We start from the raw sequence: 25,718 nt of genomic DNA on the forward strand, positions 1-25,718 counted from the left end.
CATGACCACCACAGACACCGCAGCCGACTATTCGACTCTCAAGCTCGACGTCCCCGAGGGGGTGCAGACTGTCTCCATCACCCGCGATTTCGCCGCCTCACCGGACAAGGTGTTCCGGGCCCACATCGACCCCGAACTGTTCGTCAAGTGGTGCGGACCGGACTCGATCACGAACACGATCCGCGAATGGAATGCGACGACCGGCGGGAATTGGAGCTACGTTTCGAGCGATGATCGCGGCGAGTACGGATTCTTCGGCTCGTTCCACGAGCTTCGGGAGAACGAGCGCATCGTCCAGACCTTCACCTATGAGGGCTTCCCGGACGGCGTCAACCTCGAGATCCTCACTCTCACCGACCTCGGTGACGGGCGAACACGACTGATGTCGACCTCGATCTTCGACTCACTCGAATCCCGCGACGGCATGGTCGCCTCGGGCATGGAACACGGCATCGTCGAAGGCTACAACAAACTCGACCGCCTCCTCGCCGAAGCTTAATTGCTACCTGACGGCGGCTCAGCAACCTGGCGCCAGGTTGCTGAGCCGCCGTCAGGTAGTCCTGGGACGGTCGGTGTCGGACATCATAGCGAAGTAGGAATCGCGGCTGCGGCGCACATGCCGAGCCATCACCTCGGCAGCACGTTCAACCTGGCCGGCGTCGATGGCCGCGATGATCTCCCGATGCTCCGGCCACGCCTGCGGCCCACGCCGAGTCACATTGAGCGAGTACAGCCACTCGATCTTGCCCGAGATCTGCCGCAGCAGACTGATGAACGACAGGCTCCCGCTCAGCTCTGCGACCGCGAAGTGGAAGCGCATGTTGAGCACCGCAAGGTCCTCGTACCGTTCCTGTGCGATGACGATGTCACCGGCTTCGAGGATGTCGTTGATCTCCTTGCGCTGCTCCCGCCATTTCAGGTCAGGAACATCGCTGGCGTTGAGAGCTTCCGCCCGCTTCGCCGCACGTTTCGCCGTCGCCGCTTCGAGCACAATGCGGATTTCAAACAAATCGTCGGCATCTTCCACCGGCGACGGGGCGACGACCGAACCGCTGTATTTCCGCGATTCGACCAGCCCCTCCGCTTCGAGCGAACGCAGCGCCTCTCGGATCGGAATCCGAGACACCTCGTACTTCTCCGCCAACGCTGCTTCTCGCAGCTTGGTCCCCGGCTCGAGCCGACCTCGGATGATATCGGCTCGGATCCGGGTACCGACGCTGCCGTCGTCTGGCGAACCCAATGGCGTCGGAGCGGAATCAGACATTGAGCAGACCGGAGCCGGGCACAGCGGCGAGAAGCCGCTGCGTATATTCGGCCTCAGGCCGCTCAATCACATCTTGTGTGGCGCCCGATTCGACGATCTCTCCGCTTTTCATCACAACAACATCGTCTGCCAAGTTCGCAACCACTGCAAGATCGTGGGTGATGAACAGGCAGCTGACGTCCAAGTCGTTCTGCAGATTCCGCAGCAGATCAAGGATCTGTTCCTGGACCAGCACGTCAAGCGCTGACACTGCTTCATCACAGATCAGGAGCTCGGGTTCACTGATCAGTGCACGTGCGATCGCTATCCGCTGACGCTGACCGCCCGAGAGTTCGGATGGCCGCCTCTCAAGCATCGTCTTCGACAAAGCTACCTGGTCAAGGACGCCAGATACCTTCTTCGACCGTTCAGCACGATTGCCGATCTTGAACACGTCGAGAGGCTCCCGAATGATTCGCTCGACGCTCCACATCGGGTTCAGCGATGAAAACGGGTCCTGGAAGACCGGTTGGCTGAATCGACGTAGACTGCTGCGTTCAGAACGGCTTGTCGCGTCAACATTCCTGCCACCGGCGAGAACCTCTCCGCTCGTCGCTTTCTCCAGCCCCAGGACGATCTTCGCAATCGTCGACTTTCCCGATCCAGACTCACCGATCACCGCAGTGGTCTTTCCTCTTCGTGCTGAGAGGCTCACTCCACGCAGAGCGTGGACCTCTCTGCCTCGCCCTCGAAGTTTGTAGACCTTGTGCAGGTCGTTGATCTCCAGAACCATGTCCGTGGAATCTCCGGCACTGGCCGAATCACCAGCAGCTGCTGCCTCACCTGCGCTCTTCACGACCAAGTTCGGCGCGGCATTGACCAGCGACTGAGTGTATTCATGCTGTGGGTTTCCCAGGACCTGCTCGGGCGCGCCTCTCTCAACGACGTGCCCCTCGTGCATAACGAGAATCGTATCCGTCCGCTCCCCCGCCACCCCGAGGTCGTGAGTAACGAATAGGAGAGACATTCCACGCTCGGTGACCAGCTCCTGCAAGTGATCAAGAATCTGCTTCTGCACTGTCACGTCCAGAGCTGAAGTCGGTTCGTCAGCGATGATCAGATCCGGATCGCCTGCCAGCGCAATGGCGATGAGCACTCGTTGCCGCATTCCGCCGGAGAACTCGTGCGGGTACGAACGGCGTCGATTCTCCGGGTCGGGGATACCGGCATCGGTCATCAGTTCGATGACCCGCTTCGTGACCTCTGATGAATTCGACATCCCATAGGTGCGGAGAGCATCAGCAATCTGGTCACCCACCCGCATGCTCGGGTTGAGACTGGCCATCGGATCCTGCGGAACCAGAGCAATCGATCGTCCTCGCAGCACTTGCATGCGCTGGCGGCTCGCACCGACAAGCTCTTCTCCACGGTATTTCACTGAACCGCTGCTGACTCTTCCGGCTCCGGGCAGAAGCCCCAGAATGGCACCGATCGATGTCGATTTTCCAGACCCGGACTGTCCGACAAGCGCCAGACGCTCGCCGGGTTCCAGGGTGAAATTGACGTCGTGGAGCACCGGCGATTCGTAGGAGACTTCGAGTCCCGAGACTTCAAGCACGAATTCCTGACTCATCTGTCTCACCTTCCCGCCGCATAGCCCTGAGCGCCACGCGGGTTGGCCCCCGCTGTCAGACGACCCGTTTTCGGATCCCGTGTCACACAGGACAGGCGACCCAGATCCCAGTTCCCGGCGCGGGTCACTTCGTGTCCGCGCGAGATGAGCCCGTTGATGACTTCATCGCCGAGGCGGTCTTCGACTACCGCTCCTCCCGGAACCCAGGTACGAGGCCAGAATGAGCCTGCCAGAGCAGTCGTATGCAGGGCCGGGGCATCAATTGCCTGCTGTGCGGCATAACCACCCACAAGCAGTCTCAGAATCAGCAGCAGCTGCCACTGTTCCTGCTGGTCACCCCCCGGAGAACCGAGAGCGATGACCGGCTCACCGTCCTTGGAGATCAAGGTCGGAGTAAGCGTCGTTCTCGGACGCTTGCCCGGAGTCAGCGCAGATGGGGCCGATTCGTCCAACCACATCATCTGCAGACGTGTCCCAAGGCAGAACCCTAGTTCTGGAATCGTCGGGGATGACTGAAGCCAGCCGCCGGACGGAGTCGCGGAGATCATGTTGCCCCAGCGATCGACAACGTCGATGTGGCAAGTGTCCCCGTTGTTCACACCGTTCTTCTGCACGGTCGGTTCGCCGATTCCCGCCTTGATGAGCGCTTCCTTGTCCTCACCTTCCAGCGTCAGCGGAGGTCGGAACGTCGGTGCGGCTCCTGCGCGGTCAGCACCTGGACGGAATTCGTGCGATGCGGTGGAGCCGATGAGCTCACGGCGCTGAGCGGCATATTCGTCGCTGAGAAGCCATTCAAGGTCCACATCGTTGTCGCCGTAATAGGTGTCCCTGTCAGCCATCGCAAGCTTGAGCGCCTCGAGTATCGTATGGGCACCCAGCTCGGTCGAGGGATCGAGATGGTCGTCATCGAAGCCTTCGAGGATCTTCAGAGTCTGCAGCAGAACAGGACCCTGTCCCCACGCCGCAATCTTGGCCACCTGATACCCGCGGAAATCGATCGTCACCGGGTCTTCGAAATGAGCGTCGAAGGCGGCGATGTCTTCCACAGTCATCACGCCTGCATGGTCACTTCCGGTTGAGTGTCGGTGCGGCGCCTTGATGAAATCGGCGATCGCTTCGGCCACAAATCCTGTCTTCCACTCTCGCCGAGCTGCTTGAATGCGCGCTTCTCGAGTTTCTGCTTCATCCCCCGCGGAGATCAGACGTCGCAGGACATCGGCATAAGCATGGTTGTAGATCAGGTCGCCGGCCTTCGGCACCGTACCGTCCGGCATCCACTGTGCAGCTGAGGTCGGCCAATGCTCAGTGAAGAGTTCCTTGACCTTGTCGATCGTCCCGACCGTTCGGCCAAGAGCAGGATGTCCGTTGTCCGCATAGTCTATAGCGAATTCGAGAACCTCGGAAAGTTCCCAAGTGCCGTGGTGTTCGAGAAGGTTGAGCCAGGAATCGACTGCTCCGGGGACCGCGGCAGCGAGAGCCCCTGCACCGGGTACCATGTCGAGGCCTTCATTCCGGAAGTGTTCGATGCTCGCCCCTGCCGGAGCGGGCCCCTGCCCCATCATGATCTTCGGGGCGGACGGCTGCTCAGCAGTCGCAAGGACACCAGTCATATCTCCGGCGGGACCGTTGAGGTGTGGCTCAACAACATGCAGCAGGAACGCTCCTGCTACCGCGGCATCAAAGGCGTTTCCACCTCGCTCGAGGACTGCTTGAGAAGCTGCTGTTGCCAGCCAATGCGTTGACGCGGCCATACCGAAATGGCCTTCGAGCGTAGGCCTGGTCGTGAACTGTGCGGGTGTGGTGAATGACAAGTCAGTGTCCCTTCTTGGAATTGGGGTCGAGGGCATCGCGCAGGGCGTCTCCGAAGAGGTTGAAGGCAAGGCAGATGAAGAGAATCGCCAAACCCGGGAACAGCGCGGTCGATGGTGCGCGGAAGATGTACTGCTGAGCATCGGAGAGCATGATGCCGAGGCTGGGCGATGGCGGTTGGATGCCTAAGCCGAGGAAGGACAGGATCGACTCTCCGATGACTGCTGTGGGAAGAATGACCGTCGCCTGAACGATGATCGCAGAAGCCGCGTTCGGCAGAATGTGCATACCCAGAATTCTTGTCTTCGACGCATCGGTTGCAATCGCAGCTTTGACGAAGTCTGCTGATTTCAAGCGCATGGTCTCACCTCGGACGACTCGAATCATCGTCGGCACCTGAGAGATGCCCAGCGCAATCGCGGCATTGGACAGGCTCGGCCCGGAGATTGCCGCAAGCCCGACGGCGATGATGAGGAAGGGGAATGCCAGTGTGACATCCGTCAAACGTGAGATGACCGCGTCGAGTCCGCGGAAGTACCCCGCCAACAATCCCAGCGGGGTGCCGACCACGACTGCCAGAAGCACCGCCAGAAGCCCGACTTGAAGAGACGCTCGGACCCCGAATGCCAGGCGCGACAGAATGTCACGCCCAAGGTCGTCGGTGCCGAACACATATCCGACAGTTCCGGGAACTTGGAACGGAACGTCGAAGTTCGTCTGCGCGAATCCGTAAGGGGCAATCAGCGGAGCGAAGATTCCGATCAGGACAACGAGAACAACCATGATCGAACCGATGAGTCCCGAGGGCGTCGAGATGATCGATCTGATCAACCAGAGTGCTCGATTGGACGACGCATGGAACTCAGGATCGAGACCTTGAGTCTGCTTATTCGTGTTGGTGACAAGTGGTGTGCTCATGAGGCATCCTCACTGACGCGAATCTGTGGGTTGATGACTGAGTAGAGGATGTCTACCGCCAAGTTGATGAGAATGTAAGACACGGTGATCACTAAGACGACTGCTTGGATCACTGGGTAATCACGGGAGAACACAGCGTCAAGGGTGAGTTTGCCGAGTCCAGGCAGAGCGAAGATCCGCTCCGTGACGACAGCACCGGAGATCAGTCCGCCCAGCTGAAGCCCGACGATTGTGACCAGCACGATCAGCGAGTTCCGCAGTCCGTAGCGGAAGAGAACTCGCGGACGCGAAAGCCCTTTCGCCCGTGCCATCCGCACATAGTCGGTACCCATGGTCTCGATCATTGATGCTCGTGTCTGACGAGTGATGACAGCTGCAAGACTGGTACCGAGGATCACCGCCGGCAAGGTCAGATAGTAGATTCCCTTGATCGGTTCCGAAAGTATGTCGACGTACCCGGACGCGGGGAACCAGCCGAGGCCCACTGCCAGACCGAGGATTGCCAGCAGTCCCAGCCAGAAGTTTGGAACTGAGAGCCCGAGCAGGGCAATGAAATTGCTGCCGAACTCCGGCCAACGGCCACGGAATCGCTCCGCGATCATGCCCAGTGCTACTCCGGCGACGACTGCAACGACGATCGCGTAGAGCGCGAGCCAGAGAGTGACGGGCAGAGTCGTCGCGATCATCTCAGTGACGGCCAGCCCGGTTCTCGTAGATTCGCCGAGGTCGCCGGTGACGACGGATCCGATGAACTTGATGAATTGCACGAGCATCGGCTCATCGAGTCCGAGGTCGCTGCGGATGGCTTCGAGTCTCTCGGGTGTCGCCTCTTCACCGGCCATGGCCAAGGCTGGGTCGCCTGGCAGCATTCTGACTCCGAAGAAGATGACGATCGCGGAGAGCACGAAAGTGATGATCGCATGAAAGACCTTCGTCAGAATAAAGCGAGTCATTTCCCGCCTCCGTTCTTCAGGAAGCCGGCTTCCGAAAGATGAACCACGCCATCTGAGAAGACTTCGACTCCAGCAACATCTTCCGTGTATGCGGTGAGGTTCTTCTGCCGGTAGAGGTAGATGATCGAGTTGGTTTCTCTCATCCGCTCAGAGGCCTTGCCATACAGCTCTGCGCGCTTCTTCTCGTCTGTTTCCTCGCTGGCTTTGGTCAGCAGGTCATTGATCTGAGAGTCGTCGATTCCAGTGACATTGTTAGCGGCACCTGGGAAGTGGAACGAATACAGGTTTCCGTGCGGATCGACTCGTCCTGACCAACCCAGCTGGAGCATTTCGTAGTCTCCGCGATCTTGAGCATCGAGAAGTGCGGTGTATTCCGTTGGCTGCACCTTGATATCGAATCCGGCTTCCTTTGTCGCAGCCTGGACTGCCTGAGCGAAGCGAAGAGTGTCTTGAGTGTTCGAGACCTTCATATTCACTTCAAGAGGAAGCTCAACTCCAGCATCCTTGAGAATCTGCTTTGCCCCCTCCGGGTCATAGTCGACGCAGCCGTTGCTTGCCTCGGTCGCAAAGGGACTGTCCGGCGCGATGCCAGAACACGCGGGTGAGAACCAACCGTTGAAAACAGTGTTGACGAGCGCCTTTCGATCGATCGCCATCGACAGAGCTTTCCGCACTTTCGGATTCTGGCCGAGAGGTCCGGAGTAATTCTCCTTGGCATCTCCGAATCCCATGTTGATGGTCAGTCCCTGGTAGCCCAGCGAGTTCGACTGCAGAAGACCGATTCCAGATTCAGCGTCCAGGGCATCGACGTCTTGGGGCGAGATCGTATCGGCAACCTGCACGTCGCCCGAGCGGATGTTCGCGGCACGGATATTGGCGTCGGTCATGATCTGGTAGGTAATCGAATCCAGATGGATCGAGTCCGCGTCATAGTAGTTGGGGTCCTTGACCACCTTGATCGAGGTCTGAGCAATCCGCTTCTCAAATTTGAATGGCCCGACGCAGACTGGGTGATCGCCGAAGTCATCGCCCTGCTTCTCCAGCGCGGTCGGCGACATGATCATGCCGGCACGATCAGCCAATGCGGCAGTGAACGGCGCGAACGGCTTATCGAAGGTGACCTCAACCATATGCTCGCCAGCTGCCTCGACCGACGAAATGGGACCGAGCTCTGCCGCTCTCGACGAAGCCTCGAGGTTGAGGCCGCGCTCCATCGTGGTCTTGACTGCTTCAGCGTCGAAGTCGGTCCCATCAGCGAACTTCACGCCTTCTCTGACCGGAATTCGAACTGTCTTTCCACCTTCGGAGATGGTCGGCAGTTCTGTCGCGAGCATCGGCACGATCTCGCCGTTCTCATCGATGTCATAGAGCTTCTGACACATGGTCTGCATGACATAGCGCGTGTACAGCGACGACGATGTGGTCGGGTCGAGCCGGTCAGGCTCAGATGACAGTGCCATGACCAGATCTCCGCCGTCTTCGAAGTCTTCCGCGTCCGCATGCACCGACTTCACATCAGTCCGTTCCGGCGGATCCTCTAGCGGCTGAACGGGAACACATCCCGCCAGCAACACAGCGCTGGCAAGTGCCGCGCCTATCCGAATTTTCATCCGCACTCCTCGTGGTCTCAGCTCTCGGCGATCAGTTGCATACAATTTATAGTGAGCCTAGAGTTTTGTATACAAAAAAATGAGAAAGTTCCGAGATGTGAGAATCAGCTGATGCTCATCTCTCCATCCGTCCAGGACTGCGCCCAGTCGCGCTTCCTGCCACGAAAGGGCACCGATGACTCGTCGACTCGATTTGGCCATGCTGCTGTTGCTGACCTTCTCGACCGGTATGGTCGACGCCATCGGCTACCTCGGCTTCGACAAGGTCTTCACCGGCAATATGACCGGCAACGTCGTCATCCTCGGCATGGGTCTCGCCGGCGCCGACGGCGTCCCCGTCCTCCGCCCCGCCCTCGCGCTCGTGTTCTTCATGGTCGGCGCGGCCCTGTCGGGTCGCATCCTCGGCGATATCGGTGAGGCCTGGCATCGCCGGACGACTCTCATCTACGGCATCGTCGCCGCAGGCTGTGCCGCATTATCCATCTACGTCGCGGTCGTCCCCGACCCCGAGATCGGCCTGGCCGGGACGATCTTCACCTCAGCCCTGTCGGCGCTCATGGGTGCACAGGCTGCCGCGGCCCGGAAGATGAAGATCGCCGACGTCACCACCGTCGTCGTGACCTCGACGATCGTCGGCCTCGCCTCGGATTCCCGGCTCGCCGGCGGCGACAGCACCCGGTGGGTGCGCCGCTTCCTCGCCGTCGTCCTCATCCTCATCGGCGCGCTGGCCGGAGCCGCCACACTCATGCTCAATCAGTGGATCGGCATCGCGATCGTCGCCGTCCTCGTCGCCGCCACGACCGTGATCGGCCACCTCGGTGAGAAGAAGAAGCAGACCCGCGCCGAGGCGGCCGACCCCGTTCCGTCGAACGCCTGAGTTCCGATTGCGCCGAAGCGATCGGCCCCCGCCGGTTCTCCGCCTCTCTTGACGTCGAGTTCGTTTGAGGCTCTAAGGTAGCGATTATGAGCGACGAACCCGAGAGTCCCTCTTCTGAGCTCCCGTCCGCCGCCCCTGCCTCCGGCGGCACTGCGGCCAGGACTTCCGGCAGCTGGAGCGAGCTCTTCAGCGCCGAACATGCGTCCGCTTCGCTCGTCCTCGCCGGCGGCATCGCGGTGTTCGCGATGAACACCTTCGTCACCGCGGCCCTCCTGCCGTCGGCGATCGCCGACATCGGCGGACAGGAGTTCTTCGCATGGGTGACGACGGCATTCCTCGTCGCCTCTGTGTTCGCCTCGATGCTCGTCGCCCGAGTGCTCGCTTCGCTGGGGGCGGCATGGGCGTACCTGCTCGCGTTCGCCCTCTTTGCCGCAGGCTCACTCGGCGCAGCCCTCGCCCCTTCCATGGAGCTGCTCGTCGCCACCCGCATCCTCCAAGGCTTCGGCGGGGGTCTGCTCGCCGGGCTCAGCTACTCGGTCATCCGGGATGCGCTGCCCCGACACCTGTGGACTCGGGCGACGGGACTGGTCTCGGCAATGTGGGGTCTCGGCACGCTCTTCGGACCCGCTGTCGGCGGCATCTTCGCCCAGATTGATTTCTGGCGCGGGGCCTTCGGACTCCTGACGCTGATGTCGGTCGCCCTCGGCCTCATGGCGCTGCGCAGCCTTCCTCGTCAGGCGCCCCGCGACCGGAACTTCGGTCGGCTTCCGGTCCCCTCACTGACGATGCTGGTCCTCGCCGCTGCCGCCTTCAGCATTGCCGCAGTGGTTCCCACAGGCTGGCCGACGACCATCGCGCTGATCGCAGGTACGGCACTCATCGCGGCCTTCATCGCTGTTGATCGCTCCGCCGGTTCCCCGGTCCTCCCCCACATCACCTACCAACGAGGCAATCCGCTCAAGTGGATCTACCTCGTCATGGGCATTCTCAGCTCTGCGGCGATGGTCGAGATCTTCTTACCGAAATTCGGACAGGACCTCATCGGCATGTCCCCGCTCTTGGCGGCCGTATTCGGGGTGACCATCTCGGTGGGGTGGAGCTTCGTCCAGCTGTTCAGCGCAAGCGTCGACGATCCGCAGACCAGTCGCCGGCTGATGGCAATGGGCCCCGTCCTCCTCACCTCAGGATTGGTCATCTATGCAGCCACGCAGTTCGTCGATGCGGACTGGATCGCTTGGATCTGGGCCGGAAGCCTCATCCTCGCAGGTTCAGGCATCGGCGTCGCCTTCCCTCACCTCAATGTGGCGGCGATGAGCAGCAGCGACGACCCGATCGAAGGGTCGAAGGCGGCGGCCGGTCTCGGCACGGCCGAGCTCATCAGCAACACGATCGCCTCGGCACTCGTCGGTGTGCTCGTTGCGCTCGGCGGCCCAGGTGCCGCCGGAGCCATGACGATGGGTGCCGGACTCGCCGTCCTGGGCGGCATCGGCATCCTTTGTGCTGTGATCATGCTGCGGCGCATCCGGGCCGCCGACACCATGCCGTCGAACGCCTGAGTTCACGTTCCACCCCGTGGATTCTCAGCGACACCGGCCCTGACCACCGACGATAATCAGAACATGAGCAACGGAGCAGATTCGACAGCATTGCGGCAGCCGACTTTTCCACTCAAAGCACCGGGAACCGCAGTCATCCACGCGGGCCCACAGCAGAACCCACGCATCGTCTCCGTCCCGACCCGCTGCACCGAGCACGTCATCGAACTCTCAGAGGGCACGGACCTCTTCGCTGCGCTCGAGCGGTCACTGACCGACTTCTCCGTTTCCGGCATCATGGCCGAATTCGTCTCCGGTCAGTTCGGCCATACCGACTATGTCCATCCCGCCTACGGTGAGGACGCCGAGCACCCCATGTCGTTCACCGAGGCATTCCGGGTCGAATCCCCCACGGAACTTCGACATGCGTCCGCAACGATCGGTTTCCGCGAGGACACACCGTTCTGTCATATCCACGCCTCGTGGACCGCTGCCGACGGCGACACCAGAGGCGGGCATCTGCTGCCGGGCACCCTGGCGGGGCCGTCCGGGCTGACGATCCGGCTCTTCGCCCTTCCCGATGCGCGGCTCCTCAGCGAGGTCGACCCCGAAACCGGGTTCTCAGCGTTCGCCCCAACACCCACCTCCTCCGAGACTCCAGCCTCCCCCGATGCCGTCGTCTCTCGTGTCCGCCCTGGTGAGATCCTCGACGAGGCGGCCCTCGACATCTGCCGCAACGCCGGCTTCGAGTCCGCCGAGGTGACGGCGAGCCTCGGCAGCACGACCGGTGCCGTATTCACCGACGGCACCGCCTCGTGGCCAGCCGTCGAATTCACTCATCTCAGCGGCACCGTGACCGACGGACAGAGCACAGCTCCGCAGATCGCCCTCTCCGGCGAGGTCGTCGACGTCGCCGGAGAGGTCAGCTCCGGCACCCTCAAGCCTCAAGCCAACCCCGTGGCCGTGACCTTCGAACTCTTCGTCCGCCGCACCGACTGACCGGACACGTCGCCCAGCCAGACAGGTCCGCAGAGACAACGATCCCCGCACCATCCTGAGGATGATGCGGGGATCGTCCGTTCGAGCTCAGAACACTCAAACGCTCACGACATAACGGCCCCGCCGTCGACGCGGAGGATCTGTCCGGTCGTAAACGCGGCACCATCGGTGGCAAGGTAGGCGACCGCCTCGGCGATCTCATCCGGCTGGCCCATCCGATCGAGAGCCTGCCCTGAGGTGTCATAAGTCTGACCGACGGTGAGCGCTGATTCGACCGGCCCCGGTGCCACCGAATTGCAGCGGATGCCCTGGCGTCCGTATTCCTTGGCCACCCATTTCGTCAGTGCGATGATCCCACCCTTGCTCGCCGCATATGCCGGTCCCGACCGTGCCCCGGCTTCTCCGTCGGAGACCGCTCCGCCGTTGATGCCCGAGATCGATGAGATGTTGATGATCGACCCGCGTCCCGCATCACACATGTGCGGGTGGACGGCGGCCTTGATGAAGTTGAACGTCCCACCCAAGTTGGTTTCAATATCACGCTGCCACTGCTCGGCGGTGATCTCATCGATGCCGATGCGCGCGGCCGTGCCCGCATTGTTGACGAGGATATCGAGACCCCCGAACGTCTCGACGAACGATCCGACCGCGGCCGTCACCTCGGAGACATCGCGGACGTCGAGCGAGAACGCAGCAAACCGCTGATCCGGGTACTCCGAGGCCAACGACGCGGCAGCCTCTTCGGCGCCCTTGAGATCGACGATGCCGACCGAGGCACCCCGCCGGGCCAGTGCTGTGGCGATCGCGAGGCCGATGCCCTGCGCGGCACCCGTGACCAGGGCCGTCTTGTTCGTGAGCAGATACGGTTCCATGTTTCTCCTTCGACAGAGTTGAGTGAGGCGTGAACTACCCGACCCCGAGCAGGTCGGGCAGCCAGTTCGAGATCGCCGGAATGTAGGTGATGAGCAGCAGGGCGATGATCGCGCAGATGAGGAACGGTACGACTCCGCGCACGACCTCCTCGAGCTTGACCTTCCCGATGCCCGCACCCACGTAGAGGTTGAGCCCGACCGGCGGCGTGAACAGGCCGATCGCGAGGTTGACGGTCATGAACACGCCGATCGTCGTCATATCCACGCCCACGCCGATGAGGATCGGCACGAGGATCGGGATGAACAGATAGAACGCGCTGATCGCGTCGACGAAGGCGCCGACGATGAGCAGGATGATCGTGATCGCCGCGAGGATGAGGTACTTGTTGTCCGTCACGCCCAGCACGGCCGTCGAGATCCGGTCGGCCACTCCTTCGACGGTGATGACGTAGGAGAAGAGGCTGGCCACGCCGACGATGAACATGATGACCGCGGTCGAGACCCCGGACTCGAGGAACACCTTCGGCATGTCCTTCCAACCGAGCTCTCGGTAGACGAACACTCCGACGATGAGCGCATACACGGATGCCACGGCGCCCGCCTCGGTGGGGGTGAAGATTCCGCCGTAGATCCCGCCGAGGATGATCACCGGGATGAGCAGGCCGGGAATGGCCTTGACCAGCGCCGTCATGATCTCGCCGAACCCGCCCTCGGGGTTGACCGTGACTGTCGGATCGACGGTTCCGACGCCCGATCCGGAGGATCCGGAACTCGCCGAGGCTGCCTTCCCGTTCGTCGTCAGCAGCTGAGTCTTGCCTCCTGCCGCACCGTCACCCGAACCGCCGTTGCCAGCCGAGCCCGAACCCGAACCGGTCGCAGTGGTTCCGGTCGACGCGGACCCAGGGCCCGCCTCGGCGCCGGTCTTCGCTTTCACCGGCAGACCGGCGAGCTCACGCACCCGCGGTACGAACAGGGCGGCGATGAAGAACGCGAGCGCCATGATGATGCCGGGCACGATGCCGGCGATGAAGAGCCGGGAGATCGAGATCTTGCCGAACTCGGCGGCAACGACGGCGAAGATGATGAATGCGATCGACGGAGGCACGACGATGCCCATCGAACCGGAGGCCGCGACGAGGGAGACCGCGTGCTTCTTCTGGTACCCGTTGCGCACGAGCGCGGGGATGAGGATCGCACCGATCGCGGCCACGGTGGCGGGCCCGGATCCGGAGATTGCGGAGAAGAAGAACGCGGAGATGATCGTCACCGCGGCCAGGCCGTGGCGCAGGCGTCCGAAGATGAGGAACGCGAGGTCGACCAGCCGCTGCGAGATGCCCGTGTACTGCATGACGATGCCGGCGAGGATGAAGAACGGGATCGCCAGCAGCGTGCCCGAACTCATCGACGGGAACATCACCGAGGGCACGACGTCGAGGACCTGCACACCGTCGGTGGTCACCAGGGTGACGACGGCGGAGAGCCCGAGGGCGAAGGCGACGGGGATTCCGAGGCCGAGGAAGAGGAAGAAGCTGCCGAAGAGCAGTAGCGCGATCATTTCCGGCCTCCTTTGGCATCGGAGGAGAATTCGGACGAGTCGATGGTCGGGGCGGCTTCGCTGGCGAGCCGCTCCACGACCGCCTCGGCGGAGGTGTCCTCATGCAGAGCCGTCCGCAGAGCCTGGAGGCTGCGGATGATTCCGAGCAGCCCGGCCAAGGGAATCGACAGCGTGAACAGCCATTGCGGGATGCCCAGCGACGGGGTGGCTCGGCCACGGATGGCCTGCGCGATCGTCATCTCGCCGCCCCAGATGAGGAGCACGGCGAGGAACGCGACGATGAGTGCGGTGCCGGTGAACAGCAGGACCTTGCGGACCTGGCCCTTCGCGTTCTCGACGAGGTAGGTGAAGCCGAGATGCGCGCCGAGGCGGATCCCCACGACCGCGCCCATCATCGTGAGCACGACGAGGAGGTTGATCGTGATCTCCTCGGAGAACGCCAGCGAGGCCTTGAAGATGTAGCGGGAGAGCACGTTGACGAAGGTGACGATCACGATCATCACGAAGGACAGGATGACGACCCAGTCCTCGAAGAAGCGGACGATTCTCATCTCACAGTCCTTTCGGGATGAACGCGTCGGACATGTCTGAGCCCCAGACCTTGCGGTACTTCGCGTAGATCGGCTGCAGCTTCTCGCGGAAGGCGTCTTTCTCGTCGTCGCTGAGCTCGTTGACCTCCATGCCGGAGTCCTTGAGCTCGGCGATGAGCTTCTGTTCGCCGTCGCGGTTCTTGCTGATCTGGAACTCGTTGGCGTCTGCGGCCAGTCGGCTCACGAGCTTCTGATCCTCAGGCGTCAGCGAGTCATAGAGCTTCTTGTTGATGCCGAGGATCAGCGGATCGTACGAGTAGTTCCACAGCGTCAGGTACGGCTGCACCTCCTGCAGGTTCGCCGAGTAGATGACGTCGATCGGGTTCTCCTGACCGTCGATGGCGCCCTGCTGCAGTGCGGTGAAGACCTCACCGAAGGGCATCGTCGTCGGGTTCGCGCCGAGGCTGCGGTACAGATCTGTGTACATGCCGAATCCGGGGATCCGGAACTTCATGCCCTTCATGTCCTCGGGCGTGTGGATGGGCCGGTGCGTGTTCGTCAGCTGCCGCATCCCGGATTCCCCGAAGCCGAGCAGGTGGACTCCACGCTGGGCCAGATAGTCCTTGTAGACGTCCCCGCCAGCCCCGGCGAGCGCCGTCTGCCCGTCCTCGACCGAGTCGAAGACGAAGGGAGCGGTGACGGCGCCGAAGCGAGGATCGACGCCGGCGTAGATGATCGGCGAGTTGTAGGAGAAGTCTTTCGCCCCGTCCATGAGCTGTTCGACTCCGGCCGTGGCCTCACCTGCAGAGAGGCGTTCGCTGCCGAAGACCTTCATGGTGATCCGACCGTCGGTCTCCTCGTCGAGGTCCTTGGCGAACTTCTCCGCCGCGAGGTACCACGTCGAGGTCGATCCGGTCGTCACCGTCATCTTCCACCGGTAGCGCTGCTTGCCGTCGTCGGTGGTGCCGAAGTTCGTTCCGCACCCTGCCAGCAGCAGGGCGCACACCATCAGTACGGCGGACCAGACGAGCATGGGCTTCGTCGTCCGTATTCTCGGCACCATTGCCTCCTTTGTTTCCGTTATTTCCCTGTCGTTGAGTGCGGTGGGTCAAGCCCTCGCCGAGGCGGTGCTCGGCTCCGCGTTCATGTGCCCGACCGCGGGGGATTCCCTCGCCGAGGCGGCCGCCGCTGTCCGCGCGAACCGCGACGTCATCGTTTCGGCATCCCTGCGTAGTGGGTCAGTCCTCCATCGACGGGGATGAGCGTGGAGTTGATGTACGCCGATTCGTTAGATGCGAGGAACACTGCGAGGTCCGCGACATCCTCGGGTCGGCCCATCTTCCCGGTCGGGGATTGGGCGTGACGGGCCGCGAGCATATCCTCGACCGAGTCGTAGTGGCCGCTGATCGAGCGGTGGATGAGCGGTGTCTCGATGAGGCCGGGTGCGATCGAGTTCGCGCGGATGCCCTCGGAGGCGTACTGCGCGCCGACGACCTTCGTCAGTTCGATGAGACCGGCCTTCGATGCCGCATACGCCGGGTAGTCGTACCCCATATAGCGCATGCCGCCGACCGAGGACACCGTGATGATCGACCCGTGCCCGGCTGCGCGCATATGCGGCAGGGCGTGTTTGATCGCGGAGAACGCCCCGGTGAGGTTGATGTCGAGGGCACGACGGAACCCGTCGGTCTCGAGTTCGTCGACTCCCCCGTTGACGACGATGCCGACGTTGTAGTGGAGCACGGTCGGACCGCCGAGGCGGTCGGCGCAGTGCGCGAAGGCCGCCGCCAGCGAGTCCTCGTCCCCGACATCGGCGACGACCGTGGTCAGCTGAGCGTCGAGATCAACTCCGCCGAGGCGGCCCCGCCCAGCCGTGACCGCACCATTCGCGCCCGCCTGGGCGGCCGCCTCGGCGAGGACTCGTGTCGCCTGCTCGAGAGCGTTCGGGTCACGGTCGACGAGGCAGACCTTCGCACCCTCACGAAGGAACGCGGTCGCTGCAGCGAAACCGTTGTTCACCTCCCCGTCCGGGGTACCGCAGCCGATCGCCATGATCGTCGTGCCGACCAACCTACCCGTCGGCACTGACACGACTTCCTGTTCTGGTCTGCTCATCGTGCACTGCCCCGTCCTTGGGAGTATTCGGCTTTGAGTTCTTTGCGGGCGAGTTTGCCGTACGCGGTGACCGGCATGGTGTCGACGAAGTGGATCTCCTTGGGCACCTTGTACTTGGCCAGCCCGGACTTGCACAGTGCGGTCAGCCGCTCGGCCAGATCCGCACCATCGGCACCGGCCGGCGACTGTGCGCGTTCGATGACGGCCACGCCGATCTCTCCCCACTGCGGGTCGGGCACGCCGACGACGACGGCCTGGGCCACCTCGGTGTCGGTGAGGAGGAGTTCTTCGATCTCACGCGGGTAGACGTTCGATCCGCCGGAGATGTACATATCGGATTTCCGGCCGGTGAGGAACAGGTATCCGCGTTCGTCGAGGTAGCCGACGTCGCCGGTGTGGAAGAGCCCTCCGGCAAAGGATTCGGCGTTGGCATCGGGGCGGCCGAGGTAGCCGGCGCACACAGTCGGTCCGGCCACGCAGACTTCGCCCTGCTCACCGGCGGGCAGCTGCGTTCCGCCTTCGTCGACGATGACGATCTCGACTCCGGTGCGGGCACGACCGCAGGTGCCGATTCCGGCGTCGTCGACGGGGATAGTCCCGTGGTCTTCGGGGCGGAGGATCGTGATCGCTCCGGTCACCTCGGCGAGTCCGAAGTACTGGACGAGGCAGGGTCCGAGCCGGTCGAGCGCCCGGGCCTGGTCGGCCGCGAGCATCGGAGCTCCGGCGTAGATGACGCGCTCCAAGGTGTGGTCCTCGGGTCCGCGGCCGCTCGGGTAGCCGGCGGCGATGCGGTTGAGGATGGTCGGGACGGTGAAGGCGTTCGTAATGCCGTAGCCGTCGATGGCCGGCCACAGTGTTTCCACGCTGGGCTTGCCACCTGGGTGGATGATCGACGGGGTGCCGCCGAAGACCTGCCCGAGCATGTGGATGCCCGCCCCGTGCGACAGCGGCGCGAGCACAAGGGACGCTCCGGTCTCATCCTCGTTGGGGAAGAGGTCGCAGCGATGGTTCATCAGCACCGCGCCGAGGTGGCGGTGCGTGAACGTCGCGGCCTTGGGTCGGCCGGTCGACCCGGAGGTGAAGAAGTACCAGCACGGGTCGTCTTCGTCGACCGTCGAGTCGACGGCTTCGGTCGGCACGGCGCCGGCCTGGGCCGTGGGCAGGTCCCCGATCCAGAAGACGGGGCCGGTGAAGCCGGTGTCTTTGAGAGCGGTGACGAAGTCGGCGTGGGCGCGGTCGGCGATGACGGCGGCGGGGGCCACCTCGGCGCTGATGCCGAGCAGCTCCTCGGTCGACAGGGCCGCGTTCGGTGGGGCAATGACGCCGCCGGAGCGCAGGATGCCCCAGAAGGATTGGATCACCTCGGCGTGGTTGGCCGAGACGAGGAGGACGGTGTCGCGGCGGTCGACTCCACCGGTCTGCAGGGCGGCGGCGAGCGCTTCGGCGCGGGCGTCGAGTTCGGCCCAGGTCCACCGCTGCCCGTGATCGTCGTCGACGACGGCGAGGCGGTCGGGGATCCGGCGGGCGGTCTGGGTGAGGAAGTGGGAGACGTTGACCCCGCGCCGAGGTGTGGGTGTGAAGGCCCTCGCCGGGGATGTCTGGGAGATGGCGCGCATCAGCGGACGCGCTCGAGGACGGAGGCGAAGTTCGACACGGCGGCACCGCCCATATTGAAGACTCCGGCGAGTTCCGGGGACTCGACCTGGATGCCGGGTGAGCGACCGGTCAGTTGGGCGGCGGCCAGGGCGTGCATGGACACACCGGTGGCGCCGATGGGGTGGCCTTTGGCTTTGAGCCCGCCGGAGGGGTTGACTGGCAGCCGACCGCCGACCTCGGTGGCACCGTCGTCGAGCAGGGTGTGTCCCTGGCCAGGGGCGGCGAGGCCGAAGGCTTCGTATTCGAGGAGTTCGGCGATGGTGAAGCAGTCATGAGTTTCGAGGAAGTCGAGCTCGTCGATGCCGATGCCGGCAGCTGTGAGCGCCTGGTCCATGGCGGCACGAGCTCCGGCCATCTCGAGCGGGTCGCGTTGGGACAGCGGCAGGACGTCGTTGGCGTTGCCCATGCCTCGCCAGGTCACGGCCAGTGGCGCGGAGGCGGCGACATCCTCGGCGGCCAGGACCAGCGCCGCGGCTCCGTCGGAGACCATCGAGCAATCGGTGCGGCGCAGGGGTTCGGCGACGTACGGGTTCTTCTCGCTCACGGTGTTGCAGAACTCGAAACCGAGGTCCTTCTGCATATGGGCGAGCGGGTTCTGGGCGCCGTTGGCGTGGTTCTTCGCGGCGATCTTCGCGAGGGTCGACGAGTGGTCGCCGTACCGGTCGAAGTACTGGCGGGCGATCTCGCCGAAGACTCCGGCGAAGGACTTATAGTGCTCTTCCTCTTCCCGATAGCTGGCACTGAGCAGGACCTCGTTGACGTCATGACCGGAAGCCTGCGTCATGCGTTCGGCGCCGATGACCAGAGCCGTCTTGTGGCGCCCGGCGGCGATGGAGTCGTGGGCGGCGAAGATCGCAGCGGAGCCGGTGGCGCAGGCGTTCTCGTGCCGATGGGCCGGTGTGCGCGCGAGTTCGGGGAACACGGTGCCCGGCAGCGCGGCTTCGAAGCCCTGGCGGGAGAGTCCGTTGTTGAAGACGCCGACGTGGATGACGTCGATGTCGGCCGGTTCCAGTCCCGCCTCGGCGATGGCGTCGCGGGCGACGTCGGCCATCATCTGGGGCAGCGGTGATTCGGACCGGCCGAACTTGCCGTGGGACCAACCGATGATCGCAGGTGAGGACATGGACACTCCTTCGGGTACCGGGCTCTGCGGAACGAGCACTGTCCTCTCATACTTTCCCGGTCCCATCAGCTGGTCAAAGAAAATCCACCATATGGAACATCGGTGTCGTGGCGGTCCCTTCTCCACTCACTGCCCCGGCCGCTCCCTCGCCCGGGTCGGCACTGTCGCTTCGGCAGCGCTGCGCTGCCCAGACCCGCCGAAAAACGCATGGAGCGTCGAGGCACGGGTGTGCGTATGCGTTTCTCGACGCTCCATGCGTTTTTCGGTGAACTCCAGCTCTTGCGACGGCTAACCGAGCTGTTCGCGCATGGCCTGTGCCGTGTCCCGGGGGTCGTAGCCCTCAGCCACTCCCTCGACGATGACGATGTCACTGTCGATGTGCCGCGAACGCAGCGGGGCGATGTCCTGGTAGGCCGGTGAGTCCCACCAGTCATGAGCGTGTCGAGCGTCGGGGAAGGCGATCATGACGACGTGTCCGGGCCACTGTCCTTCCTTCACCTCGTGAGCGGTTCCGTGGATAAGGAACCGTCCGCCGAAGGGTTCGAAGGTCTCGCCGATCCGGTCGATGTATTCGGCGACGTCGAGGTGCGGTGTGAACTCCTGCAGATGGGCGATCGCGTAGGCGGTCATGGTTCAGTCTCCTGTGTTGTCTGTGGGTGTCGATAAGTTGCTTTGGGGCGAGGTGCTGCCGCTGTTCCACGCCTCGCTGGAAGGCGGCGTCCTGCGGACGACCTCCAGCAGAAGCAGGGCGGCCAAGCCGAATCCCGCCGCAGCCAACGGCAGGACCCCGGGCCCAGCTGCGGAGAGGACGACTCCGCCGACGGCGGCCCCGAAGGCGATGCCCAGGTAGGTCCCCGATGTGTTGAGTGCCAACGCCTGTCCCGCCAATGGCCCGGCCAACGTGTGCAGGCGCATCTGGATCGCCGGTGAGTTCCAGAAGGCCATCCCGCCCCACACGGTCGTGACGACGAGCACGAGTCCAATGGGCATGGGCCGGGCTGTCCACATCCCCCACAACGCAACCATCGCGGCGATGATGACGCCGATCCCGAAGAACAGGGCTCGCCCCGGGCCCCATCGGTCTGCGACCTGACCACCGAGCCAGATTCCGGCCATGCCCGCGAACCCGGAGAGTCCGAATGCCACTCCCCGCTCCTCGACTCCCACTCCGGCAGTCGCGCTGAGATAGGGCGCCAAATAGGTGAGGACCATCATCGTTCCAGCCATGAGCAGACAGTTTGCCGCGAGACTCACGGCGATCGGCGCACGCGTGAGGCTGCGCAGCTGTTCCGACAATCGTGGAGCACGCTCACCACGTCCGCCTCCCGGAACGGTGAGGAGGACACCGATGAGCGCGAGCATCCCGGCTACGGCAACCGCCAGGAAGGTCGCCCGCCAGCCGAACGCTCCGCCGATCCACGTACCCAGCGGGACTCCCAGCGCGATGGATCCGGTCACCCCGAGAGAGACCGTCGCCAGGTACCGTCCGGTCTTCCCAGCCGGCGCGTGCGACGCAGCGAAAGCGAAGATGGCCGGAGTGACGCTGGCCGCAGCCGCGGCCGCCACCACCCTCAGGACCATCAGCACGCCGAAGGACGAGGCGACCACCGCACCGAGATTCGCTCCCGCGAAGATGATGAGTGCAACGAGGAACAGCCGCCGAGGCGGGACCCGAGCCAGCGCGACAGCTGCCACCGGCGCGGCCACTGCCACGGTCGCCGAGAACGCCGTGACGAGCTGCCCGGCCTGGCCTTCGGTCACCCCGAGATCGGTCGCGATCTCAGGCAGGATGCCGGCGATGACGTAGTCGTCTGTGTAGAGGACGAAGGAGACTGCGAGAAGGACGATGAGCCAGGGCGGCATCATGTCGGCTGCTTCGCGTCATCGCGCCGAAGCCGGCCCAGCCTGCGCAGGTGGGTTCTCAGCACAGCGAGACCGAAGAGGCTGGCGCCCGGAGTCGCGAGGGCAGCGATCCCGACGACCACCGGCGCAATCTCTCCGCCTTGAGCGAGGAGGATCTGCGTCGGTCCCTGGAGAGCCACAACGCAGCACCCGGTCCACGTCACCAGCCACGCCGCGCGCGGCCATCGTCCAAGGTGGCGGGAGAGCAGCGGACACAGCAGGGAGAGAAAGCCCAGCAGAGCTGTCGCCGCCAGCACCATCCGCTGTGCCGGCTGCTCCATTCCCTGGGGCCCGGTGCTTCCCGGTCCCGCAATCGCCCAGAAGGCCATGGCACAGCTGAAGGGCAGGATGCCGAGCGCACCGCAGACGATCATGGTCGGCGACGGTGCCGGGGGCGGAGTGTTCAGAAGATCGCCCCAGCGCCGGATCACATAGGCTCCGACGACGATCGCCATCGCCACGCCCAGAGCGCAGAATCCGGCGTAGACAAGCCCGAACACCCAGGGATGCATTCCCTGTTCGGCCAGTCGCACCTCTCCTTCGATGAGCGCCTGAATGAGAATGCCCGGCGGCAGTCCCAGCAGTATCGGACCGAGGAGCCCGGCCGCTCCGGCTCCGAGCACGAACACCACAGGTGCCGGAATGCGTCGCGCCCACGGTCGTGTCAGCGCCACCACGAAGGCCACGCCTACCACCATCATCGCGAGAGTGATGGTGTTTCCGATGAGAAAGCGCGGCGCAAGCATTCCTTCGCCTCCGGCCGACGTGGTCGAACCGACCGACGAACCGCTCAGCCACAGGACCTTGAAGACGAGATACGGCAGAACCGCGACGATCGCCGTGATGATGGCGGCGCGCTGCAGCGATGTCACAGGTGCAGGTGCTGATATCCGTGCGTTCGTCACGGCGACTCCCGAATTAGAGGACGTTCTCTAGATGCTAGTCTCTAGTTTGAGGTACGGTGGCTCGACGGTCAACCCTTCGAACGAGAATCCCCGATTCGCCGGACTGATCCGAACACCTGGAGCGAGAGGACGTGACAAGCATGGCGAAACGCGCACTCTATTCGCGGGACGATATTCTCTCGGCGGCCATCAGCGCTGTCGGCCGACGCGGCCATGCCGCCACAGTGGCCGATGTGACGCATGAGCTCGGTGCACCGTCGGGTTCGATCTACCACCGCTTCCCGACTCGGGAGTCGCTGTTCGCTTCTGCCTGGATCCGGTGCGTGCACCGATTCCACGACACGTTTGCAGCGATCACGGATGTCGATGACCCGCTCGAGGCGATCGTCGAGACCGGCCTGCTCATCCCCCGGTTCTGTCGAGAGAATCCCGACGAGGCCCGGACTCTCACCCTCTACCGGCACTCAGAATTGCTCGCCGACCCGCCCAAGGGACTGCTCGATGACCTCACCGGACTCAATGACCCGGTGGCCGCCCTCTTCACCGACCTCACCCGACGCCGATTCGGCGAGGTCACCCCTCGCAGCGTCGAACTCGTCGCCCTGGCCTGCCGCGAGACTCCGTACGGCATGGTGCGCGGCCTCATCGGCGGCGAGATCCCGGCCTGGCTCGACCAGCCGATCGCCGCAGCGATCACCGCGGTCGCCTCGTTGGACCCCTCAGCCGACCACTGAGTTCTGCGCCTTCCCGCCGAGAAACGCATGGAGCGTCGAGAAACGGGTGTGTACCCCCGTGTCTCGACGCTCCATGCGCTTTTCGATGAATTCCGGCGGCGACTCCTCGCTGAGAATTCGAGTCGCCCCGGCATCACCCTTTGAGGCGAGTCATCTCCGGGTCGAAGAGCGGTTCGGCGGTGACTGTGGCAGGCAGCCGTCGACCGAGGTATTCGATCTCCACGGCGTCACCGACTCCCAGGGTGTTCGGCAGCCAGGCGTAGGCGATCGACTTCCCAATCGTGTATCCGTAAGCCGCCGAGGTGACGTAGCCGTCCGCGACACCCGATCCGTCCGATCCGTCTGACTTCGCCGAGGCGGCCCCGCCGTCCGCGTCACTCGAGCGTTGCCCGCCGACCACGTACACCGGCTCTTTGCCGAGCACCACGTCAGAGGGCACGTCGAGGGTGAGGCAGGTCAGCTTCGTCGTCGCCTCGGCGGCCCTCGACTCCAGCGCGGCCTTGCCGGTGAAGTCGTCGGTCTTCGAGGCCTTCACGGCGAATCCGAGTCCGGCCTGAACCGGTTCGTGTTCGCTGGTCATATCGGTGCCGAAGGACCTGAACCCCTTCTCCAGTCGCATCGAGTTGAAGGCTTCGCGGCCTCCGGCGATGATGCCGAATTCCTCACCGGCTTCCCACAGCACGTCCCACAGACGCGACCCGAGATCGGCCGAGGTGTAGATCTCCCAGCCGAGTTCGCCGACATAGGACAGGCGCATCGCCGTAACCGGCACACCGCCGAGCACCGCGGGCTTCGTGCGGAAGTACTTGAGTCCGGCGTCGCTGAAGTCCTCATCGGTGACCTTGGCGATGACGTCCCGGGCTAGCGGGCCCCAGAGACCAATACAGCAGGTGCCGGGAGTCGTCTCGCGCACGGTGACCCACTTGGACGGGTCGGCGGCAGACTGGTGCCTGGCCGCCCGCGAGATGGCCGCGAGGTCGATGTTCGAGTTCGCTCCCACCTGGTAGGTCTCCTCGTCGAGGATCGCGACCGTGATGTCGCTCGTGATGCCGCCGGCTTCGTCGAGCAGCAGCGTGTAGCTGACCGCTCCCGGTTTGCGCAGCATCGACGAGGTGGTCATCCCGTGCAGCAGTTCGCCCGCTCCGGGGCCGGTGACCTCGAAGCGCTTGAGCTGGGTCATGTCGAACATCGCCACCGAGGTGCGCGTCTTCCACGCTTCGGCTGCGGCGATGGGCGAGTGGAACTGATCCGCCCAGGCGTCCCGTTCCGGTGCCGCCCACTCGGCCGGCATCTCCGACAGCAGAGCGGCGTTCGCGTCGAACCAGTGCGGCCGCTCCCAGCCGGAGGTTTCGAGGAAGAACGCACCGAGTTCCTCCTGCTGCCTCCGGAACGGGCTCGAGCGCAGGTCACGCGGGGAGACTCGTGGCTGCAGAGGGTGGATGATGTCGTAGATCTCGACGAAGTTCTGCTGGGAGGTCTCGCTGACGTAGTCCGCTGACGTCTGCACATCCTCGAAGCGGTTGAGATCGATTCCCGACAGATCGGTCTTCGACCGTCCTTCGGCGATGAGCTCGGCCACAGCGCGGGCGATGCCGGCGCCATGGGTCACCCACACCGCCTCGGCGACGAAGAATCCGTCGACCTGTCGGGACTGTCCGACCAGCGAACCACCGTCAGGGGTGAACGAGAAGATGCCATTGAAGCCGCGCTGGATCTGAGTCTGAGCGAGTTCGGGCAGCAGTGTCTTCGTCGCCTCCCATTCGGGGGCGAAGTCGTCCGGGGTGAACTCGAGGCTCGAGGGCATCCGTTCACTCGTGATCTCGTCCGGTGAGTAGGTCTGCAGCGTATCGAGATCGACGGGCATCGGTCGGTGCGCGTAGGAGCCGATGCCGATCCGCTCGCCCCATTCGCGGTAATACAGGTCCTTGTCCTGGTAGCGCAGGATCGGCGCCTGCGCCCCGGCAGGCGTCTCGTTCTTGCCGATGAGTGAGGGCACCTCGGTGGTCCAGGCGAACTGGTGTCCCAAGGGCAGCAGCGGGATCGGAGTACCGACCATCTCACCGATCTTCGGTCCCCAGAATCCGGCGCAGGAGACGACGATATCGGCAGGAATCCGGTCATCGCCGCAGATCACGGCGCTGACGCGACCGCCTGTGGTCTCGATACCCGTCACCGTGGTGCGGTCGCGGAATTCGACCCCGGCGGCACGGGCACGATCGATGACGATCTGCGTGCCCTTCGCCGCCAACGCGAGGCCGTCACCCGGAGTGAGCAGTCCGCCGTGAACCATGTCCCGGTTGAGCATGGGGAAGAGCTTCGCGCATTCATCGGCGTCGATGACGTCGGCTTCGACGCCATACGACCGGTTCCACCCGGCTCGACGGTGCAGGTCCTGCAGCCGATCCTCGGTGGTGGCGATCTCGAGTCCGCCGACGGGCAGGAACGAGCCGCGCCCATCGGGCCCGGTCAGCGAGGTGAGCTTGTCGATCGTGTACTGCGCGAACTCGGTCATCGACTTCGACGCATTTGATGAGAAGACGAGTCCCGGTGCGTGCGAGGTCGAGCCGCCCGGGATGTTCAGCGGGCCCTGTTCGATGACGAGGGTGTTGGTCCAGCCCAGCTGCGCGAGTTCGTCGGCGAGGTTGGCGCCGACGATGCCGGCTCCGATGATGACGACTCGTGGTGATGAGATCGGCACTGAGTACTCCTTAATGGTGAAGATTGTGGGGATTGCTTTCGCAGAGGATGT

The 25,718-nt window shown here is 63.8% G+C and carries 22 protein-coding genes; 5 read left to right on the forward strand and 17 right to left on the reverse strand.

Annotated elements, in window-relative coordinates:
• Window position 1 precedes the first annotated feature (1 nt).
• Window positions 2–499: an SRPBCC family protein gene (locus BEP01S_RS01870; RefSeq protein ID WP_062240007.1), complete on the forward strand. Its 498-nt coding sequence runs from the start codon at window positions 2–4 to the stop codon at window positions 497–499.
• 51 nt (window positions 500–550) lie between these two features.
• Here BEP01S_RS01870 and BEP01S_RS01875 read toward each other — a convergent pair whose 3' ends face one another.
• From BEP01S_RS01875 to BEP01S_RS01900, 6 genes are read right to left on the reverse strand one after another with little or no spacing between them, the layout of a single operon-like run.
• Window positions 551–1,264 carry a GntR family transcriptional regulator gene (locus BEP01S_RS01875; RefSeq protein WP_062240010.1) on the reverse strand — a complete coding sequence of 238 codons (714 nt, stop codon included), beginning with the start codon at window positions 1,262–1,264 and terminating at the stop codon, window positions 551–553.
• Complete coding sequence (locus BEP01S_RS01880; protein ID WP_062240013.1) at window positions 1,257–2,876, reverse strand: dipeptide ABC transporter ATP-binding protein; 1,620 nt, start codon at window positions 2,874–2,876, stop codon at window positions 1,257–1,259. Before BEP01S_RS01880 ends, BEP01S_RS01875 begins: the two co-directional genes overlap by 8 nt.
• A 5-nt stretch (window positions 2,877–2,881) precedes the next feature.
• Entirely contained in the window at window positions 2,882–4,723 is a 1,842-nt protein-coding gene (locus BEP01S_RS01885) for a gamma-glutamyltransferase family protein (RefSeq protein ID WP_218004314.1), read from the reverse strand.
• Complete coding sequence (locus tag BEP01S_RS01890) at window positions 4,689–5,603, reverse strand: ABC transporter permease (RefSeq protein ID WP_082019048.1); 915 nt, start codon at window positions 5,601–5,603, stop codon at window positions 4,689–4,691. The genes BEP01S_RS01885 and BEP01S_RS01890 overlap by 35 nt, the downstream gene beginning before the upstream one ends.
• The gene (locus BEP01S_RS01895) at window positions 5,600–6,556 is read right to left on the reverse strand and encodes an ABC transporter permease (RefSeq protein WP_062240019.1); all 957 of its coding nucleotides are present in this window, start codon (window positions 6,554–6,556) and stop codon (window positions 5,600–5,602) included. Before BEP01S_RS01895 ends, BEP01S_RS01890 begins: the two co-directional genes overlap by 4 nt.
• Window positions 6,553–8,166: an ABC transporter substrate-binding protein gene (locus BEP01S_RS01900; protein WP_062240023.1), complete on the reverse strand. Its 1,614-nt coding sequence runs from the start codon at window positions 8,164–8,166 to the stop codon at window positions 6,553–6,555. The genes BEP01S_RS01895 and BEP01S_RS01900 overlap by 4 nt, the downstream gene beginning before the upstream one ends.
• 175 nt (window positions 8,167–8,341) lie before the next feature.
• Here BEP01S_RS01900 and BEP01S_RS01905 point away from each other — a divergent pair, with 175 nt between their 5' ends.
• From BEP01S_RS01905 to BEP01S_RS01915, 3 genes are all read left to right on the forward strand, one after another.
• Entirely contained in the window at window positions 8,342–9,043 is a 702-nt protein-coding gene (locus tag BEP01S_RS01905) for a YoaK family protein (RefSeq protein ID WP_062240026.1), read from the forward strand.
• 86 nt (window positions 9,044–9,129) lie between these two features.
• Entirely contained in the window at window positions 9,130–10,599 is a 1,470-nt protein-coding gene (locus BEP01S_RS01910) for an MFS transporter (protein ID WP_083532449.1), read from the forward strand.
• A 63-nt stretch (window positions 10,600–10,662) separates the two neighbouring features.
• The gene (locus BEP01S_RS01915; RefSeq protein WP_062240030.1) at window positions 10,663–11,577 is read left to right on the forward strand and encodes a PCC domain-containing protein; all 915 of its coding nucleotides are present in this window, start codon (window positions 10,663–10,665) and stop codon (window positions 11,575–11,577) included.
• 104 nt (window positions 11,578–11,681) lie between these two features.
• Here BEP01S_RS01915 and BEP01S_RS01920 read toward each other — a convergent pair whose 3' ends face one another.
• From BEP01S_RS01920 to BEP01S_RS01965, 10 genes are all read right to left on the reverse strand, one after another.
• The gene (locus BEP01S_RS01920) at window positions 11,682–12,449 is read right to left on the reverse strand and encodes an SDR family NAD(P)-dependent oxidoreductase (protein WP_062240033.1); all 768 of its coding nucleotides are present in this window, start codon (window positions 12,447–12,449) and stop codon (window positions 11,682–11,684) included.
• A 34-nt stretch (window positions 12,450–12,483) separates the two neighbouring features.
• Window positions 12,484–14,004: a TRAP transporter large permease gene (locus BEP01S_RS01925; protein WP_062240035.1), complete on the reverse strand. Its 1,521-nt coding sequence runs from the start codon at window positions 14,002–14,004 to the stop codon at window positions 12,484–12,486.
• A complete protein-coding gene (locus BEP01S_RS01930; RefSeq protein ID WP_062240037.1) occupies window positions 14,001–14,555 on the reverse strand; it encodes a TRAP transporter small permease in 555 nt (184 codons plus the stop codon). The genes BEP01S_RS01925 and BEP01S_RS01930 overlap by 4 nt, the downstream gene beginning before the upstream one ends.
• Before the next feature lies 1 nt (window position 14,556).
• Complete coding sequence (locus BEP01S_RS01935; protein WP_244882020.1) at window positions 14,557–15,597, reverse strand: DctP family TRAP transporter solute-binding subunit; 1,041 nt, start codon at window positions 15,595–15,597, stop codon at window positions 14,557–14,559.
• A 146-nt stretch (window positions 15,598–15,743) separates the two neighbouring features.
• A complete protein-coding gene (locus tag BEP01S_RS01940; RefSeq protein ID WP_083532450.1) occupies window positions 15,744–16,649 on the reverse strand; it encodes an SDR family NAD(P)-dependent oxidoreductase in 906 nt (301 codons plus the stop codon).
• Window positions 16,646–18,265, reverse strand: coding sequence for an AMP-binding protein (locus BEP01S_RS01945; RefSeq protein WP_062240047.1), 1,620 nt, complete (start codon window positions 18,263–18,265; stop codon window positions 16,646–16,648). Before BEP01S_RS01945 ends, BEP01S_RS01940 begins: the two co-directional genes overlap by 4 nt.
• Window positions 18,265–19,428 (reverse strand): thiolase domain-containing protein, encoded by a 1,164-nt coding sequence (locus BEP01S_RS01950; RefSeq protein ID WP_062240049.1) that lies wholly within the window; start codon window positions 19,426–19,428, stop codon window positions 18,265–18,267. Before BEP01S_RS01950 ends, BEP01S_RS01945 begins: the two co-directional genes overlap by 1 nt.
• Before the next feature lie 288 nt (window positions 19,429–19,716).
• Window positions 19,717–20,058 (reverse strand): DUF1330 domain-containing protein, encoded by a 342-nt coding sequence (locus tag BEP01S_RS01955; protein WP_062240052.1) that lies wholly within the window; start codon window positions 20,056–20,058, stop codon window positions 19,717–19,719.
• A gap of 3 nt (window positions 20,059–20,061) precedes the next feature.
• Window positions 20,062–21,294 carry an MFS transporter gene (locus tag BEP01S_RS01960; protein WP_218004315.1) on the reverse strand — a complete coding sequence of 411 codons (1,233 nt, stop codon included), beginning with the start codon at window positions 21,292–21,294 and terminating at the stop codon, window positions 20,062–20,064.
• A complete protein-coding gene (locus tag BEP01S_RS01965; protein ID WP_062240055.1) occupies window positions 21,291–22,202 on the reverse strand; it encodes a hypothetical protein in 912 nt (303 codons plus the stop codon). Before BEP01S_RS01965 ends, BEP01S_RS01960 begins: the two co-directional genes overlap by 4 nt.
• Window positions 22,203–22,375: 173 nt before the next feature.
• Here BEP01S_RS01965 and BEP01S_RS01970 point away from each other — a divergent pair, with 173 nt between their 5' ends.
• Window positions 22,376–22,969, forward strand: coding sequence for a TetR/AcrR family transcriptional regulator (locus tag BEP01S_RS01970; RefSeq protein WP_062240058.1), 594 nt, complete (start codon window positions 22,376–22,378; stop codon window positions 22,967–22,969).
• A gap of 133 nt (window positions 22,970–23,102) precedes the next feature.
• Here BEP01S_RS01970 and BEP01S_RS01975 read toward each other — a convergent pair whose 3' ends face one another.
• Entirely contained in the window at window positions 23,103–25,667 is a 2,565-nt protein-coding gene (locus BEP01S_RS01975) for a GcvT family protein (RefSeq protein ID WP_083532451.1), read from the reverse strand.
• Window positions 25,668–25,718: the final 51 nt, after the last annotated feature.

The organism is Brevibacterium epidermidis NBRC 14811 (genome assembly GCF_001570805.1).
Classification (GTDB): Bacteria; Actinomycetota; Actinomycetes; order Actinomycetales; family Brevibacteriaceae; genus Brevibacterium; species Brevibacterium epidermidis.

What these genes read in the sequence shown, in the direction of transcription:
- BEP01S_RS01870 (WP_062240007.1), top strand. Translation starts at nt 2, where the DNA reads ATGACCACCACAGACACCGCAGCCGACTATTCGACTCTCAAGCTCGAC.
- BEP01S_RS01875 (WP_062240010.1), bottom strand. Translation starts at nt 1,264, where the DNA reads ATGTCTGATTCCGCTCCGACGCCATTGGGTTCGCCAGACGACGGCAGC.
- BEP01S_RS01880 (WP_062240013.1), bottom strand. Translation starts at nt 2,876, where the DNA reads ATGAGTCAGGAATTCGTGCTTGAAGTCTCGGGACTCGAAGTCTCCTAC.
- BEP01S_RS01885 (WP_218004314.1), bottom strand. Translation starts at nt 4,723, where the DNA reads ATGCCCTCGACCCCAATTCCAAGAAGGGACACTGACTTGTCATTCACC.
- BEP01S_RS01890 (WP_082019048.1), bottom strand. Translation starts at nt 5,603, where the DNA reads ATGAGCACACCACTTGTCACCAACACGAATAAGCAGACTCAAGGTCTC.
- BEP01S_RS01895 (WP_062240019.1), bottom strand. Translation starts at nt 6,556, where the DNA reads ATGACTCGCTTTATTCTGACGAAGGTCTTTCATGCGATCATCACTTTC.
- BEP01S_RS01900 (WP_062240023.1), bottom strand. Translation starts at nt 8,166, where the DNA reads ATGAAAATTCGGATAGGCGCGGCACTTGCCAGCGCTGTGTTGCTGGCG.
- BEP01S_RS01905 (WP_062240026.1), top strand. Translation starts at nt 8,342, where the DNA reads ATGACTCGTCGACTCGATTTGGCCATGCTGCTGTTGCTGACCTTCTCG.
- BEP01S_RS01910 (WP_083532449.1), top strand. Translation starts at nt 9,130, where the DNA reads ATGAGCGACGAACCCGAGAGTCCCTCTTCTGAGCTCCCGTCCGCCGCC.
- BEP01S_RS01915 (WP_062240030.1), top strand. Translation starts at nt 10,663, where the DNA reads ATGAGCAACGGAGCAGATTCGACAGCATTGCGGCAGCCGACTTTTCCA.
- BEP01S_RS01920 (WP_062240033.1), bottom strand. Translation starts at nt 12,449, where the DNA reads ATGGAACCGTATCTGCTCACGAACAAGACGGCCCTGGTCACGGGTGCC.
- BEP01S_RS01925 (WP_062240035.1), bottom strand. Translation starts at nt 14,004, where the DNA reads ATGATCGCGCTACTGCTCTTCGGCAGCTTCTTCCTCTTCCTCGGCCTC.
- BEP01S_RS01930 (WP_062240037.1), bottom strand. Translation starts at nt 14,555, where the DNA reads ATGAGAATCGTCCGCTTCTTCGAGGACTGGGTCGTCATCCTGTCCTTC.
- BEP01S_RS01935 (WP_244882020.1), bottom strand. Translation starts at nt 15,597, where the DNA reads ATGGTGCCGAGAATACGGACGACGAAGCCCATGCTCGTCTGGTCCGCC.
- BEP01S_RS01940 (WP_083532450.1), bottom strand. Translation starts at nt 16,649, where the DNA reads ATGAGCAGACCAGAACAGGAAGTCGTGTCAGTGCCGACGGGTAGGTTG.
- BEP01S_RS01945 (WP_062240047.1), bottom strand. Translation starts at nt 18,265, where the DNA reads ATGCGCGCCATCTCCCAGACATCCCCGGCGAGGGCCTTCACACCCACA.
- BEP01S_RS01950 (WP_062240049.1), bottom strand. Translation starts at nt 19,428, where the DNA reads ATGTCCTCACCTGCGATCATCGGTTGGTCCCACGGCAAGTTCGGCCGG.
- BEP01S_RS01955 (WP_062240052.1), bottom strand. Translation starts at nt 20,058, where the DNA reads ATGACCGCCTACGCGATCGCCCATCTGCAGGAGTTCACACCGCACCTC.
- BEP01S_RS01960 (WP_218004315.1), bottom strand. Translation starts at nt 21,294, where the DNA reads ATGATGCCGCCCTGGCTCATCGTCCTTCTCGCAGTCTCCTTCGTCCTC.
- BEP01S_RS01970 (WP_062240058.1), top strand. Translation starts at nt 22,376, where the DNA reads ATGGCGAAACGCGCACTCTATTCGCGGGACGATATTCTCTCGGCGGCC.